Source organism: Rhizobium arsenicireducens (assembly GCF_964021225.1).
Map to the genome: position 1 here is coordinate 2,293,527 of NZ_CAXHYK020000001.1, position 15,402 is coordinate 2,308,928.

A 15,402-nucleotide genomic window follows, 5' to 3' on the forward strand; every position below is an offset into this window, starting at 1 on the left:
CCCGCTGGATCGCCGCGCAATTCAGCGATCCCGGGAACGGCGGCCCCTCCCCTGACGCGGAGGGGCGCGCCCAATGGGTCGTCATCGCGGCCGGGGCGTCTCAGGCGCAGCCGGGCACATCCTCCAGCCGGTACCACACGGGAATGCCGCGTTCCGTGGCGATGCGCACGTCGTTGTCCGCCCCCTTCGAGGCGCCGGGCAGGCGCAGCACGCCTTCGCACAATTGCAGCAGGCGGCCCGCCATCGGGTGGAAGATCGCCTCGTAGAGATCGTCGCCGATCGTCTTTCCCCCCGCCGCATGCCAGACCGGCAGCGCCACCCATTCGCCGATCATCGGCACGTGCCCCGCCTTGAACAGCGCGTGCGACGGCGCCTCCAGCCGCTTGAGGTTCTCCGCCATCTTCACCGGGTCGTCGCCGGTGCCGGAGCGATAGGGACCGGCAATCAGTATCAGCATGCGTTCATCTCCCATGGTTTGTCTCACCTGCATCCTGCAGGCCTGCATGATCTTGCGTGTTTTTGCTGGATTGTCGAATCAATTCACGTATTATCGTGAGTATTCTGGAACAAACACGCAGGAAAACGCAATGCTCGGCAGCCAGCGCAGGACGCATATCCTCGAGACCCTGAGGACCGAGGGCCAGGCTCTGGCGGGTGCGCTGGCGCGGGAACTCAACGTGTCGGAAGACACGATCCGCCGCGACATGAACGAGATGGCGGCGGCAGGACTGCTGAAGCGGGTGCATGGCGGCGCCCTGCCCGTGGCCCCCAAGCTGCCGGACCTCACCGCCCGCCGCAGCGTGGCGAATGCGGAAAAGGCGGCGCTTGGCGCGCGGGCGGCGGCCCTCATCGCGCCGGGACAGATGGTGTTCCTCGACGGCGGCACGACGACGGCGGAGGTCGCCCGGCATCTGCCGCACGACACGCCGCTCATCGTCGCCACCCATTCGCCGACGATCGCCGCCGAATTCGAGCACCACGCCAAGGTCGAGGTGATCCTGATCGGCGGGCGGCTCTACAAGCATTCGATGGTTTCGGTCGGCGCCCGGGCGATGGCGGCGATCGACGCGATCCGCCCCGATATCTTCTTTCTCGGCGTCACCGCCGCGCACCCGCGCCACGGCCTGTCGACCGGCGATTTCGAGGAGGCGGCGATCAAGCGGCACATTCTCGATGCGAGCGCGAAGACCTATGTGGCGGTGACGGAGGCAAAGCTCGACGCCGTCTCTCCCTGCCGCATCGCGCCGCTCGACGCCCTCACCGGCCTGATCGTGCCGGCCGGGATCGACGCGGAGAGGCTGGCAGCCTATCGGGAGGCGGGGGTGGCGGTGATGGAATGAGGCGGCGGCGGGGGGTGGTTCGCGTTTCTTGGACATCGCCGCCGGCCTCCCGGTCCCGGCTTCCCCTCCCCAACCCCTCCCCACAAGGGGGAGGGGCTAGCCGCGGCGCCCACCGCGGGTCCTCTCCCCCCTTGTGGGGGAGATGGCCGGCAGGCCAGAGGGGGTCTTTTCTCGGGCGCGCAGGGATGTTGGGGCGGAGGTCGGCAACGGCGGATTTCGGGCCACGCCGGACTATCGCACGAGACGAGTGGTGTTACGCCCGGTTCTTCGTGGTAGGCATGCTTCGCTTCAGCATGACGAACCAAAGGGAGCCAGTAGCCATGAAGTGCCTGCGCATTTATGCCAGCCCGGATGGCGAGTCGCATTTCGACGAAGTTGAATTGCCGACGACCAAGATTTCGGTACACCCCGACGCAGTGTCGTTCGACGTTACGGCCAGCTATCCGGCGTCGCGCGTCCGCTTCACCCATATCCCGGCAGGCATGCGCGAGGTTGCCTGGCATACGGTTCCCGAGTCGGTGCTTACGATCAGGCTGGATGGCTCGGTAGAATACGAGACGAGCGACGGAGAGGTGCGCCACGTTCAGGCGGGCAGCTTCGTGCTCGTCGAAGACACGCACGGCAAGGGCCACCTGTCACGCCATTCCCCGGAGGCACAGACCGTCATCTGGATCTCACTGCCAAACAGCCTCGATTTGCCGCCCGCGTAGTCTGTCCGGGTATCGGACGGCGTGGTATCGGCTTTTACCGTTGCATTGGGAAATGATGGTTTCTTGGCGTAGAGAACACAACAGGCGCAAACGCCCCCAATCCGAGCATGGCCAATGACGGTGCGCGGACAGGCCACTATCAAGCGGTACAACCAGAAAAAGCGTAAGCCCAGCGATTTCAGTTCATGCCGCGATCTGCCAGTTTGGCTTCGTACGCCACAACCCATGTTGATTCGGCCATGACAGTCACTCCTAGCCAGCTCAAAGAACGCGCTAAGGCAATGGAAGCGCGGTGGCACTATTTCGAAGACATGGCGGCCCGGCAGAACGGCAATTTGAAGCGTCACGAGACATGGCGGCATGAATACACTTCTTTCCCGTACCTCCTTGGCGCGCCCGACGATCGTCTAGGATCGCGCTTCAAAGACGTGTTAGTTAACCAGACCGAGTTGACTCCCAACGCCAAGATCGCCCCCCTTCCGATCGGCGACGAACACAACTTCATGGCGAAATTTACTCATCTTCTAGAAGAATACGCCCTAAGAACGGGCGGCTTCGCCCCAGAAGAGGTTTTGGCCGCTGCGAGGGCCCCTATACTCAGGTACTTCGAGAACGGGGAACCCATCGCTACAAAGATCTTTAGGGGGTATGCCGCTCCAACTACAGCATTTGTGGTCAAGTATGGTCGCCGCGAATTCTTAGAGCCGATGTTGCGGTCGGGACTTTTACGCATTTGTCCAGCATCGTACTACAACCATGCTTTCCACAATGATGCAGTAAAGGACGACGAAATCCACCGTACCTTCTTCATACCGACCTTTCACGAGCGGCTTAAGGGAATTCACCACACAGTGGTTCAAGGACACCGCTTGGAGTATGGAGACGATGACATCGTTCTGCCAGTTCAGGCACCTGACTACTTTCTTCTGAGCCTTTGCGACAGCATCTACTACCGAATGCCCACCGATTTCGATGCGGATGCCGCCCTGATCATCCGCGATCCGATTAGGTTCGCACAGCGCGTTATTTCGAGTTTTCTGGCGCGATACCCCGACTGGAAGCCCCACTATGGTCCTGTCACGTACTACGATCCGTATCGAGACTTTACCAAAATGCGCGTCCACCAGATGTCGAAGCACTTTGGATATGCTTATCAGCGGGAGGTCAGGATCGTAATGGAAGCGTTGCGCAGACCGCGTCAGACACTACAGCCCGAATTTCTCGATATCGGACGCATGGACGATTACGCCGAGCTACTTTGGGCTTAGTATGTCCGGCTCATTGCCTGCAGGATGCTCTTTAGTCCACCCAATAACCACTTCAAAAGCAATCCACTCGCCGCCCCCAACCACCCCTCACCCAAACAACACATCCGTCGCCCGCACATCACCCACATGCAGGCCGATCCAGTTGCGCATGGAGTGGTTGGCCATGGCCATCAGCGCGGCATGCTCGGCGGTGTCCTTGTCGAAATGGCGGGCAAGCAGCGCCGCGATCATCGATTCGGCGGCGCGGGTGGTGCCGTCCTCGCACTTGACGGCAAACGACAGGCCCTTTTCCGGCAGGAGCGCACAGAAGACACCTTCGGCGCCGGTCTTGGCGAAGATCTTGCCGGGCGCCACCTGCATCAGCCGGGTGCAGAAGCGTTTCGTGCCGGCGACGTAGAAGGGTTCGGCCATGCAGGCCTCGATCAGGCGCCTCGACGCGGCGGCCCGCAGCGGCTCCAGGCCCTTGCCGGTTGCCATCTTGCCGAAGCCGCGGGCGAGCGAAACGAGCGGCACGGCATAGGTCGGGATCGAGCAGCCGTCGGTGCCGCAATTGTCGCGGCTGAGCGGCGAGCCGGTCAGGTTTTCCATGATGCCGCGGATTTCCGCCTGCAGCGGGTGGTCGTAGCCGGCATAGCCGCGCGGGTCCTCGCCCGAATGGCAACAGGCGCAGACGAAGCCGGAATGCTTGCCCGAGCAGTTGTTGTGAAGCGCGGTCGGCTTTTCCAGCGTGCGGGCCTGGTGGATCAGCACCGGCTGTTCGAACGACCAGTGGGCGCCGCATTCGAGCACGCTTTCGTCGCGCCCGGCGGCCTTCAGCATGGAGGCGGCGAGCGCCACATGCTCGTCCTCACCGGAATGCGAGGAGCAGGCAAGCGCCAGTTCCTTAGCTCCGAAACCATAGGCGTCGGCCGCGCCGCTTTCGACCAGCGGCAGGGCCTGCATCGCCTTGCAGGCCGAGCGGGGAAAGGTCACCGCATCGATATCACCGGCGGAGAAGACGATGGCGCCATCGCCGTCGGTGACGACGGCCTGGCCGCGATGGCGACTCTCGACAAGTTTACCGCGGGTGACTTCAACGGTGATCGGATTGTTCATGGCTCGCCTCAAAAATTCCGGATTGTCTCCGGCTCATAGCGCAAAGAGAAGCCCGATGCACGAGGTCTGCGATTGAAAAACATGCTGCGCCTGCTCACCATGCTTGCCCTCGTCTTTGTGCTGCCGACCTTGGTGTCGGCCGGGCTTTGGGCGGCCAAGGAACGGCCAGGAGGGTGGAACGAGGCGGACTGGGGATCGGCCGGCTTCCTGCCGAAGGCGGAGGAGACCCCGGAAGCCGCCATCCATGTCTTTTCGGCGATGACGGGCGGCATGAAGGGTTCGGTCGCCAGCCATGCCTGGATCGTCACCAAGGAGAAGAACGGTCAATATCAGCGCTATGACAAGGTCGGCTGGGGGGCGCCGATCCGCCGCAATCACCGGCCGCCGGACGGCTATTGGTATTCCAATCCGCCGCGCCTCGTGACCTCGGTGAAGGGGCCCGAGGCCGAGCGGCTGATCCCGAAGGTGGAGGCGGCCATCGCCAGCTATCCGCATGGCGAGGCCGGAGGCTACCGGATCTATCCGGGGCCGAACTCGAATACCTTCGTCGCCCATGTCCTGCGCTCCGTGCCGGAACTGGGGGCAGTTCTGCCGCCCGATGCTGTCGGCCGCGACTACCTGCCGAACGGCGCCTTCTACGCGCTCGATAGCGACGGCCGCGACCTTCATTTAAGCCTCGGCGGGCTGGTCGGGCTTTCGCTCGGCGCCCGAAGCGGGTTCGAGGTCAATCTTCTCGGGCTGGTGGCGGGGCTGGATTTCCATCGACCGGCGCTCAAGCTGCCGGGCTTTGGCGCAATCGGCTGGCCCGATTGAGCGGGTGCGTCCGCGGGTCTTGCGCGATTTCATCCGAACTACGTGCTGCACGCGTCTGGCAACAAAAAAGGGCCGCGCGAGGCGGCCCTTCCATGAGTCTGGCCCCATAACGGACCCGGATCACGCGGCGCGATCCGTAGCAAGGCGAGGTCAGGTCGAGGGCTGCCCCGTCGAGACCATCGTCTTCGCCAAGCCCGTCATGCAAACCGAAATCTCATTAGACATTCGATCACCTCCCTTTCGTTCGTTGAAACTGAATAGAAGATGAGTGTCGAATACGGCGGTTTCAAGGGGTGCCGATCAGGATGCTTCGCTAAAGAAGGGGGCGGTCCGCGGCGGCAATGCCTCGACGTCGATTTGGTCAGGCGCCAGACCCGCCCTCGCCCGCGCGGCCATGGCCTCATAGCCGCGCTCCAGATGGCGGCAGAAACGTTCGTTGTCGAACAGCGGCGCGGTGAAGCGGGCCTCGTCGAGGCGGGACCTGAGGGCGGTCAGCGCGTAAGGGTCGCGGGCCAGCATCACGGCCTTGTCAACGAAATCCCGGTCCGTCTCGGCAATCAGCTCCGGCAGGCCGACCGCGGTGAGCAGGCTGGCGGATACCCGGCTGGCGAAGGTCCTGCCCCTTGTCGCCAGAACCGGCAGGCCGGCCCAGAGCATGTCGGAGGTGGTGGTGTGGCCGTTCCACGGCCGGGTGTCGAGCGCCAGATCCGCGAGCGGGATGCGGCTGATATGCTCGGCATAGGGCCTGTTGTCGGCAAAGATGAGGCGGGCCGGGTCGATGCCGCGGGCCTGCATCGCGGCGGTGAAGTTGCGCTTCGCCTCCGGCGAGCGGCAGAGGATCCACAGGAGCGAGTCCGGCACGGCGGACAGCACCGCGACCCAGAGCGACAGCGTGGACGGCGTGATCTTGTAGCTGGCGTTGAACGAGGCGAAGACGAAGGCGTCCTCCGGCAGGCCGGCATCGCCGCGCTCCATCGGCTGCGGCCGCGGGCGGGTGCGCCAGTTGTTGGCCTGGTAGGTCTCCGGCAGGCGGCAGAGCTTTTCCGCGTAGAAGGGTTTGCTGCTGTCGGGGGTCACGATCGGATCGGTGATCGCATAGTCGAGATCGACGCCGGTGACCGAGCCGGGGAAGCCGAGATAGGTGGCCTTGAGCGGCGCGTCGGAGAGATTGACGATGCCGAGCCGGGCGCCCATCGTGTGGCCCTTGAGGTCGACGAGGATGTCGGTCCGGCGTTCGGAGATCAGTGCCGCCGCCGCCTCGTCGGACAAGTGGCCGACCGGAACGATCCGGGCGCGCAAGTGCTCCGGCCAGGCGGCCTGCTGTGCGGCCGAATGGCGTTCGGTATAGCAGAACAGGGCGACGTCGAACCGCTCGAGGTGGTGGGCGGCCATGACCTCAAGGAACAGCGTCATCGTCGCATGGCCATGGAAGTCGTTGGACAGGTAGCCGATGCGGATCTTTTCGCCGGGTGCGGAGAAGGCCCGGCGGGTGCGGCCGGTGGCCGACGGCAGGGTCGCGGCATAGCTCAGACCCTCCTGGCTCGGGCGGGCATTGAGCGCCTCGTCATCGCACCAGAGGATGCGGCCGAGCGCCGGCTCGCGCGCCATCAGGCCGGCGGCAAAGGGCGCGTCCGGCTGGCGCATCAGCGCCTCGTGGCGCTCGATGGTGGGGAAATCGAGAACCTCGCGGGCAACGGCGAATTTCGAGACATTGAGGAACAGGTCGTCGGGGCGGGTTGAGAGCGCCCGGTCGAGTTCGGCATAGAGTGCATCGAACCGGCTCATCAGCCGGTGATGATTGACGATCAGCGCCATGTGTCGGTCGTTGTTGCGATCGAGCCGTTCCAGCAGGGGGTCCATGTCGCCCCAGCGGCCGCGGGTGAAGAAGGCGCTGGCGAGGGTGAAGGCCAGTTCCTGGTCTGAGGGGTTGAGCTTCACGGCCCGGACGCCGACGGCGAGCAGAAGATCGGTCAGACCGGCCGCCTGGGCGAGCGTCACGGCAAGCTTCAGATAGCCGGCGGCCGCCTTGTCGTCGGCCTTTTCCGCCGCGCGGGCAAAGGCCTCGGCGGCGGCCGTGCGGTTGTCGGACTTGAACTGGATATTGCCGATCAGCGCCAGCAGGCCGGGATGGCTGGCGCCGCCTTCGGCCATGGCCCTTTCGGCGAATTTCAGCGCCTGCGGCAGGCGCCCGGCCTTATATTCCTTCAGCGCCTGCTCGAAGCTCTTCTTCATGGCTTTCGCCTCCATCCGTCGCCGGCAGGCTTACGGATCAACGATTGCACGAAACTGGCCCATGGGATGGGGGTGGGCCACTGCGGCAGGCGGATGCGGGGCAGAAAAGTGCGAAATCAGGCAGCAAATGCCACGAAACGATACCGGCGCAGCGTCGGCCGCTTGGCGCCATATCGGTCATCGTGGGAGTTTCAGCGCTCAACGATCCCATTCATGAATACGCCAACCAGATGAGCGATGTGTGCTTGTGGTGAGCTGTCTTGCACGGTAGCGAGGGATATTGCGGTCGCTACGCAGACTATATCGTTGAAGCTGATGTCAGGTCGAACAGCGCCCGCCTCCTGTGCAGCATGCAAAAGTCGGGCACCTTCTTGACTGGTAGCGAGACATCCGGGCGTGCCAATCTTTAGAACCGTCCCGAGAGACGCCGCAAAACCTCGATAGATATTCGTATATCGGACGAGTTCTTCAAGGTAGGCGCGCAAGGCGCTTGCAGGATCAAGATCAACTGCTCTGGCACGGCTCGTCTCGGCAAAAGCCAAGAAGCGGGCGCTATACGTCGCGGCCAAGAGGTCTTCCCGACTTGGGAAGCGGCGATAAAGCGTCCCGATCCCAACCCCGGCACGCTTTGCGACGTCGTCCAATGAAACGCCCGCGCCGCGCTCCATAAAGACGTCCTCGGCCGCGGCAAGGATTCGCTCCTTGTTGAGCTGCGCATCGGCGCGCAATGGGGTTTCGTCAGCCAAAAAATCTGCCTCACCATGACTTGTAAGTGGAGGATATCTCCATATAGTAAGTGGAGCAATCCTCCACTTACAGCGAAAGCGAGCGAATGACATGACGAAACGATTTAAGGACAAGGTCGTGGTGATCACGGGCGGAACGGACGGCATAGGCTTGACAACAGCCAAGTTGTTCGCGGCAGAAGGTGCCCATGTGTATGTCACGGGACGCCGGCAAGAACGGCTTGACGAGGCGCTCGGGGAAATCGCCAACGGCGCCGTTGGCGTTCAAGGCGACGTCAGCGATCTCGCGGACCTCGACAGGCTTTATGCGGAGGTGAAGCGTGATCACGGCCGCGTGGACGTGGTATTTGCAAATGCCGGCGTGTCGGAGTCCGCCCCGATCGGTGCCATTGAAGAAGATCATTTCGACCGCGTCTTTGGCATCAACGTGAAAGGCCTGGTCTTCACCGTGCAAAAGGCTCTGCCGCTGATGTCTGCCGGTGGTGCTATTGTGTTGACCGGATCGGGGGCGGGAGCCAAGGGCTTTGCCAACCTGTCCGTCTACAGCGCCACGAAGGCAGCGATCCGCTCGTTCGCACGAACATGGACGACCGATCTGAAAAGCCGGCGCATTCGTGTGAACGTCGTTTCACCCGGCATGGTCCTGACGCCGGCGATGCAGACCTATCTGCAGAACAATGCCGGCGCCGAGGAATGGATGCAGCAGACTATTCCGTTCGGCAGGCTCGCCCAGACCGAAGAGATTGCGAAAGCGGTTCTGTTTCTGGCATCGCACGAAAGCAGCTTCGTCGGCGGCGAGGAGTTATTTGTCGATGGCGGCTTCGTGGCAGTCTGAACCTGGTATCAGTCTCGTGACGTCCTGAAACCGTCGAACGGTTTCGCCGCAAGCTCCCTGGCCAGAGTCGGGTTTTGCGGCGACCGTGGACCGCATAGGGCCGAAAGCGGTCGTTGGTGGCATTTGCTGCATCGTTCCGCAGAAAAGGTATACGGATGGTGGCCATGGGAAACGCCCCTGCCCTCACCCCAGCTTGAGCACGATCTTGCCGATATGCCGCGAGCTTTCCATCAAACGATGCGCCTCGACGACGTCGTCGAAGGGCAGAACGGTGTGGATGACGGGGGCGACGGTGCCGGCTTCGAGCAGCGGCCAGACTTCGGCCACAAGCTCGTCACGGATGCCGCGTTTTTCGTCGGCGGTGCGGGGTCGCATGGTGGAGCCTGTGACGGTCAGGCGCTTGACCATGATCGGGCTGAGGTCGACCTTGTCGGCGACGGCGCCGCCGAGGAAGGCGATGATCGAGAGACAGCCGTCCTTGGCGAGACAGGAGAGGTTCTTCTGGAAATAGGCGGCGCCGATCATGTCGAGCACGGTATCGACGCCGCGCTTGGCCGTCTCGGCCTTGATCACGTCGACGAAATCCTCGGTCCTGTAGTTGATCGCCCGCTTGGCGCCGAGATCGGTGCAGGCCTGGCATTTCTCGTCGGAGCCGGCGGTGGCGAAGACCTGCGCGCCGAAGGCTTTCGCCAGCTGGATCGCGGTGGTGCCGATGCCCGACGTGCCGCCGTGGATCAGCACGGTCTCGCCTTCGGTGAGCCCCGCCATCTGGAAGAGATTGGCCCAGACCGTGAAGAAGGTTTCCGGCAGGGCCGCGGCCTTCACGGCGTCATAACCCTTCGGCCAGGGCAGCGCCTGGCCGGCGGGAACCGCGCAATATTCGGCATAGCCGCCGCCATTGGCGAGCGCGCAGACCCTGTCGCCGATAACAAATTCCGTGACGCCCTCGCCGAGCGCCACCACCTCGCCGGCAACCTCGAGCCCGAGCACGGGGCTTGCATCCTTCGGCGCGGGATAGGTGCCCTGCCGCTGGGCGACATCCGGGCGATTGACGCCGGCGGCTGAGACGCGCACCAGGATTTCGCCCGCCTTCGGCGCCGGCAGCGGACCGATGGCAAAGCACATGACCTCGGCCTCGCCGAAGGACGGCAGGTCGACAAAACGCATGGATGCAGGAAGCGGCATGGCGGGTGTCCTCTCACTCGGCGCGGATGTCACGACATAAGCCATAGAGCACGATCTGGAAAGGAGGCTCATTGCCGCGGAGCTTTTGTCCTGCCTCGCCTCGCGCTATCGCTTGCCGTGCGCACGGAGCAATCCGTCGGGTCTTAGCGGCCCGAATAAACGTCGATTATCAGTCCGCTTTCGCTCTTCTTCGCCACCTTCTTCAGCTCGGCGATCTCGGCCGAGACCCGGTTGATATCGTCGATCACCAGGCCCTGCGGAAGTTCGAGCACGCCGATCGAGCAACGCATCAGCGGAAATTCGCGGTCTCGGCCATGGCGATCCTGGCCATGGATGCGGCCGGCGCTGCGATCGTCGTCGGAATAGAGTTCGATCACGTCGTCATGGAAGTCGGAGAGCAGCCGATCGAGGATCTCGGTCAGTTCCTCGCGGCTCCAGTCGCGCAGGCCGATGAAGAAGTCGTCGCCGCCGACATGACCGAGGAAATCGCCCTCGGCAAAGAAGTAGCGGCGCAGCAGGGCAGCAAACAGGGAGATGGCGTGGTCGCCGCTCTGGAAGCCGTAGTGATCGTTGAACGGCTTGAAATTGTCGAAGTCGCAATAGCAGAAGAAGCGGCTGTCATCGCCGTCGCGGGCAAAATCCTGCATCAGGTCGCGGATCGCGCGATTGCCGGGAAGACCGGTCAGCGGGTTCTGGTCCTGCGCGGTCTTCAACTGCTTCTCGTTGATGATGCGGATCAGCGAGGCGGCCGAGACGACGCCGGCATAGCGCATGTTCTCGGTGAGGATGACGCAGTCGGAACCGTCCATGTTGGCGAAAATCGACATCAGCCGCTCGGCATCGGCATCGAGACCGACGATCGGGGCGCGCTCGACAAAATGCGAGATCGAGCGTTCGTAGATCTTGTTCTTCAAGAGGTCGCGGCCGAAGGGCTGGTAGATGAACTCCTTGAGGTGGAACTCGTTGATGATGCCGCGCGGTTCGCCATTGGCGTTGAGCACCGGGAAGAAGGACTGGCGCGGATTGCGGCGGAACAGATCGAAGACGCTGTCGATGCCCTCGTGCTCGAAGACGGTGGGCATGTGCTCGATTTGCCGGCGGATGAGAATCTCGTCGAGCGACTGGGTCGAGCGGCGAGCCTTGCCGATCTCCTGCAGGTGCGGAAAGGACGGCTTCAACTCGTTCATCAGCGTCGTGGGCCGGGCGACGAACCAGCCCTGAACGAGATCGACGCCGAATTCCCGGCAGGCGATGAACTCGGCCTCCGTCTCGATGCCCTCGGCAATCACCCGCACGCCGAGCACGTGGCAGAAGTTGACGATGTTCTTCACCAGGTGCCGCTTGCGCGGATTGCTGTCCATGTTGGCGACGAAATGGCGGTCGATCTTCACATAGTCGACCGGGTAGTCGCATAGCAGCTTCATCTCGCCGTGGCCGACCCCGAAATCGTCGATCGCCAGCTTGAAGCCGGACTTGCGCAGCCGCGCGACGAGGCCGGCGAACTCGGGAACGCTGGTATTGTCGAAGCGCTCGGAGAAGCTCGAAACACACCGACGAGGGCGGAATGTTGGCCAGGCGCAGGTGCTGCAGCACGCTGTCGACCAGTTCGTCGCCCTGGGCGATCAACCGCACATCGAGGTTGAGGAAAAGCGTGATGTCGGAGAAATGCGGCAAGGTCGCAAACTTGGCAAGCGCCCGGCTCGCCACCATCTGCTCAAGCGCCATCAATTGGCCCGCGGCAGAAGCCTGGTCAAGCAGATCGAGCGGCGAGTCGTAACCGATACGGTCATGGCCCCGCATCAGGCTTTCATAGCCAAACACCGCACCGGTGCCGACCTCGACGATTGGCTGGAGGGCATTTTCGACGACAAGCTTGGCAAGTGTGAGCAATTGGTCATTGGCGAAGCGACGCAAGATGCCCGTGTCCACCGCGGCGCCCGAAACCATGATCTTTCTCCAAAATTCACTTGTTTTTATGGAGCCAAGGCTTGATCGGAAATCGTCAAGAAAACCTTTCCCGAATGTGAAGGTTTGATGAAGTTTGCATGTCAGGCCCAGCGCAGGACCTCACCTGCGGATGCCGCCAGATGATGGCTCGCCTGCCGTGGGTATCGACGTGCGCTGCATGGGGATGACCGTCGGTGGCCAGTCGCGGGTTCGTCCTCCCACTTGAAGGCGAAGACGGCCCGGGGTTCTGCGTGGCCGCTTTGACCGACCGATGACAAGGCTCAGAAAAACATCATGAGAACGGCATAGCCAACCGTGACCATGATAAGGCCGACGATGAGCATCGGCAGCAAGGAGCTGCCGCCTTCGACCGTCTCGGCTTTCAGGGGCTTCGCAGTGTCGTGCTTCGGGGTTTCGACCATGGTTATTCTCCTTGGGTCAGGGCATGGATGTGTCAGGACGCGGTTTCCGGCGAAACCGGCGCGGTATCGCGCGGGTCGAGCATCGTCTCCGTCTTGCGGCGATAGGGTCTGCGCGCTCTGGGCGGAGCATCGGGCAAAAAGGCGGCGAAGGCCGTGGGGGCGAGGACGATGTCGGCGAGGGTGTACCGGTCCAGCGTCGACAGGAAGGAAGCGATCGCCTCGCCCAGCATGCCCGAAAGCTTGCAGGCCCGCGTCAGGACGCACTGGTTGCCCGTGGCAAAGCACTCGACAACGGCGAAGTCAGGCTCCGTCAGCCGGACGACGTCGCCGATGCGAATCGTCTCTGCCGGCCGGGCAAGCACCAGTCCTCCCGAGCGTCCCCGTATGGCCGTCAGGAAGCCACCGCGCGTCAGCGTGTTGGCGACCTTGTTGAGATGGGTCCTCGATACACCGAAGGAACGTGATGCCGCCTCGATCGTGAACGAGGTCTCTCCACTCGAGGCCGCGAACATCAGCATGCGCAGGGCATAGTCGGAAAAGCTCGTCAGGCGCATGGCCAGGCTCCCCGGTCCAACTCGCGGGCACCGTAACCCGCCCCGATCACAGCACGTCCTCGCCGATCGGCTGAATGTGGATCGCGTTTTCGCCGCGATGAAAAGCGATCGCCAGACGGAAGCTGTGGGCGATGCGAAGCGCGCGGTTGATGAACAATTGCGCGACCTCAGGCGGACAGAGCCGCTGCACAGTGGCGCGAAACAGGGTGAGCCAGCGGCGGAAATGGCGCTCTTCGAGGCCCTCGATCGCCAGATGCGGCGGCAGCGGCCGGCCGCCATAGCGTGATGTGCGCAAAAGCGTCGCCGACCAGAAGTCGCACATCTTTTCAAGGTGAGCCGGCCAGGCATCGGCGGCGATCTCAGCGGCGAAGACGGGGCCGAGCAGGTCGTCGCGGCGGATCTCGTCATAAAAGCCATGGACCACGGCGCGGACCATTTGCTCGTCCAGCATGTCGGGCAAGGGAATGCCGTCTATGACGATGGTCCTGTCGATACGGCTTTCCTCGATCATGCCCGCCCGTTCCTTGTCTCTCACCATGAGATCAAACCTGGTCGTTAAAACATAGATTGTCAATCTATGTTTTAATTCGGAGCCGAACCGCCGCTGGCGTGAGAGCAGGATGTGTCGCAAACGGAACGGAATGTGGCCCCGGTAAAAGGGGACTCTGGTCCAAGGCCCGCTTATATGCTTGGCTCACCGAAGAATTGCCGGACCATTGCCAGACTGGGGTCGATCATGCGCGCACAGCCGAAAGCCAGCCACTTCATCGACGGAGAGTATGTCGAGGATACCGACGGCACCGTCATCGAGAGCATCTATCCCGCGACCGGCGAGGTCATCGCCAAGCTGCATGCGGCGACCCCGGCCATCGTCGAGAAAGCAATAGCGTCCGCCAAGCGGGCACAGAAAGAATGGGCGCGATTGAGCCCGACGGCGCGCGGGCGCGTCTTGAAGAAGGCCGCCGAAATCATGCGTGAGCGCAACCGCGCGCTCTCCGAGCCTCGAAACGCTCGATACCGGCAAGCCGATCCAGGAAACGATCGTCGCCGACCCGACCTCGGGCGCCGACAGTTTCGAATTCTTCGGCGGCATCGCCGCGACTGCGCTGAACGGCAGCCAGATTCCGCTGGGCGGCGACTGGGCCTATACCAAGCGCGTGCCGCTCGGCGTCGTGGTCGGCATCGGCGCGTGGAACTATCCGCAGCAGATTGCCTGCTGGAAGGGCGCGCCGGCCCTTGCCGCCGGCAATGCCATGGTGTTCAAGCCGTCGGAAGTGACCCCGCTCGGGGCCTTGAAGATCGCCGAGATCCTGATCGAGGCCGGCCTGCCGAAGGGCGTGTTCAATGTCATCCAGGGAGACCGCGACACCGGGCCGCTGCTGGTGTCGCACCCAGACGTTGCCAAGGTGTCGCTGACCGGCTCGGTGCCGACGGGCCGCAAGGTCGCGGGCGCTGCCGCTTCACAGCTCAAGCACGTCACCATGGAACTTGGCGGCAAGTCGCCGCTGATCATCTTCAACGATGCCGATATCGAAAGCGCGATCTCGGGCGCCATGCTCGCCAATTTCTATTCCACCGGCCAGGTCTGCTCAAACGGCACGCGGGTCTTCGTGCACAAGGGCATCAAGAAGGCGTTCCTCGCCCGGCTGAAAGCGCGCACCGAGGCGATCCTGATCGGCGATCCGCAGGACGAGGCGACGCAGATGGGACCGCTCGTCTCCTGGGCGCAGCGCGAGAAGGTTCTGGGCTACATCGCCAAGGGCAAGGCGGAAGGCGCCACGCTCCTCACCGGCGGCGGCATTCCGAACAACGTCGGTCCCAGTAACGGGTCTGGCGAAGGCTACTACGTCCAGCCGACCGTGTTTGCCGACGTGACCGACGACATGACCATTGCCCGCGAGGAGATCTTTGGCCCGGTCATGTGCGTGCTCGACTTCGAGGATGAGGCGGACGTGATCGCGCGGGCGAACGCCAGCGAATTCGGCCTGGCCGGCGGCGTGTTCACCGCCGACATCACCCGCGCCCACCGCGTGGTCGACGAGCTGGAAGCCGGCACCCTGTGGATCAACACCTACAATCTCTGCCCGGTCGAGATCCCCTTCGGCGGCTCGAAGCAATCCGGTTTCGGACGGGAAAATTCGGCGGCCGCGTTGGAGCACTATACCGAACTGAAGACGGTTTATGTCGGCATGGGCAAGTGCGAGGCGCCGTATTGAGATCCTTCTCCCCTTTTGTGGGGGAGAATGCAAAATCAA

The 15,402-nt window shown here is 63.1% G+C and carries 13 protein-coding genes and 2 pseudogenes; 6 read left to right on the plus strand and 9 right to left on the minus strand.

Annotated features, from left to right (window positions below; translation table 11 throughout):
* Positions 1-100 precede the first annotated feature (100 nt).
* Positions 101-457: a DUF4406 domain-containing protein gene (locus ACWPVA_RS11460; RefSeq protein WP_454287812.1), complete on the minus strand. Its 357-nt coding sequence runs from the start codon at positions 455-457 to the stop codon at positions 101-103.
* A 130-nt stretch (positions 458-587) separates the two neighbouring features.
* On the opposite strand from ACWPVA_RS11460, the gene ACWPVA_RS11465 reads away from it, so the two are divergent.
* The 3 genes from ACWPVA_RS11465 (at position 588) to ACWPVA_RS11475 (ending at position 3,318) form a co-directional block, all read left to right on the plus strand.
* Positions 588-1,340: a DeoR/GlpR family DNA-binding transcription regulator gene (locus tag ACWPVA_RS11465; protein WP_454287813.1), complete on the plus strand. Its 753-nt coding sequence runs from the start codon at positions 588-590 to the stop codon at positions 1,338-1,340.
* 320 nt (positions 1,341-1,660) lie between these two features.
* Positions 1,661-2,050 (plus strand): hypothetical protein, encoded by a 390-nt coding sequence (locus ACWPVA_RS11470; RefSeq protein WP_454287814.1) that lies wholly within the window; start codon positions 1,661-1,663, stop codon positions 2,048-2,050.
* 239 nt (positions 2,051-2,289) lie between these two features.
* Positions 2,290-3,318, plus strand: a complete 1,029-nt coding sequence (locus ACWPVA_RS11475) for a hypothetical protein (protein ID WP_454287815.1) — start codon at positions 2,290-2,292, stop codon at positions 3,316-3,318.
* 87 nt (positions 3,319-3,405) lie between these two features.
* Here ACWPVA_RS11475 and ACWPVA_RS11480 read toward each other — a convergent pair whose 3' ends face one another.
* Positions 3,406-4,413 carry an asparaginase gene (locus ACWPVA_RS11480; protein ID WP_454287816.1) on the minus strand — a complete coding sequence of 336 codons (1,008 nt, stop codon included), beginning with the start codon at positions 4,411-4,413 and terminating at the stop codon, positions 3,406-3,408.
* 72 nt (positions 4,414-4,485) lie between these two features.
* Between ACWPVA_RS11480 and ACWPVA_RS11485 the strand changes: the two genes are divergently transcribed.
* Positions 4,486-5,226, plus strand: a complete 741-nt coding sequence (locus ACWPVA_RS11485; RefSeq protein WP_454287817.1) for a DUF3750 domain-containing protein — start codon at positions 4,486-4,488, stop codon at positions 5,224-5,226.
* A 300-nt stretch (positions 5,227-5,526) separates the two neighbouring features.
* Here ACWPVA_RS11485 and ACWPVA_RS11490 read toward each other — a convergent pair whose 3' ends face one another.
* Positions 5,527-7,458 (minus strand): O-linked N-acetylglucosamine transferase, SPINDLY family protein, encoded by a 1,932-nt coding sequence (locus tag ACWPVA_RS11490; protein WP_454287818.1) that lies wholly within the window; start codon positions 7,456-7,458, stop codon positions 5,527-5,529.
* Positions 7,459-7,649: 191 nt separating this feature from the next.
* Positions 7,650-8,204, minus strand: coding sequence for a TetR/AcrR family transcriptional regulator (locus ACWPVA_RS11495; protein ID WP_454287819.1), 555 nt, complete (start codon positions 8,202-8,204; stop codon positions 7,650-7,652).
* A 91-nt stretch (positions 8,205-8,295) separates the two neighbouring features.
* Between ACWPVA_RS11495 and ACWPVA_RS11500 the strand changes: the two genes are divergently transcribed.
* A complete protein-coding gene (locus tag ACWPVA_RS11500) occupies positions 8,296-9,039 on the plus strand; it encodes an SDR family NAD(P)-dependent oxidoreductase (RefSeq protein WP_454287820.1) in 744 nt (247 codons plus the stop codon).
* Positions 9,040-9,222: 183 nt separating this feature from the next.
* Here the strand turns inward: ACWPVA_RS11500 and ACWPVA_RS11505 are convergent, their stop codons facing one another.
* The 5 genes and pseudogenes from ACWPVA_RS11505 to ACWPVA_RS11525 form a co-directional block, all read right to left on the minus strand.
* Positions 9,223-10,224, minus strand: coding sequence for an NAD(P)H-quinone oxidoreductase (locus ACWPVA_RS11505; RefSeq protein ID WP_454287821.1), 1,002 nt, complete (start codon positions 10,222-10,224; stop codon positions 9,223-9,225).
* A 143-nt stretch (positions 10,225-10,367) separates the two neighbouring features.
* A pseudogene (locus ACWPVA_RS11510) lies at positions 10,368-12,171 on the minus strand (bifunctional diguanylate cyclase/phosphodiesterase).
* Between the two features lie 281 nt (positions 12,172-12,452).
* Entirely contained in the window at positions 12,453-12,593 is a 141-nt protein-coding gene (locus tag ACWPVA_RS11515) for a hypothetical protein (RefSeq protein ID WP_454287822.1), read from the minus strand.
* Between the two features lie 32 nt (positions 12,594-12,625).
* Entirely contained in the window at positions 12,626-13,147 is a 522-nt protein-coding gene (locus ACWPVA_RS11520) for an Rrf2 family transcriptional regulator (protein WP_454287823.1), read from the minus strand.
* Between the two features lie 46 nt (positions 13,148-13,193).
* The gene (locus ACWPVA_RS11525; RefSeq protein WP_454287824.1) at positions 13,194-13,685 is read right to left on the minus strand and encodes a group III truncated hemoglobin; all 492 of its coding nucleotides are present in this window, start codon (positions 13,683-13,685) and stop codon (positions 13,194-13,196) included.
* A 198-nt stretch (positions 13,686-13,883) separates the two neighbouring features.
* On the opposite strand from ACWPVA_RS11525, the pseudogene betB reads away from it, so the two are divergent.
* Positions 13,884-15,363: pseudogene (gene betB, locus ACWPVA_RS11530) on the plus strand (betaine-aldehyde dehydrogenase).
* Positions 15,364-15,402 lie beyond the last annotated feature (39 nt).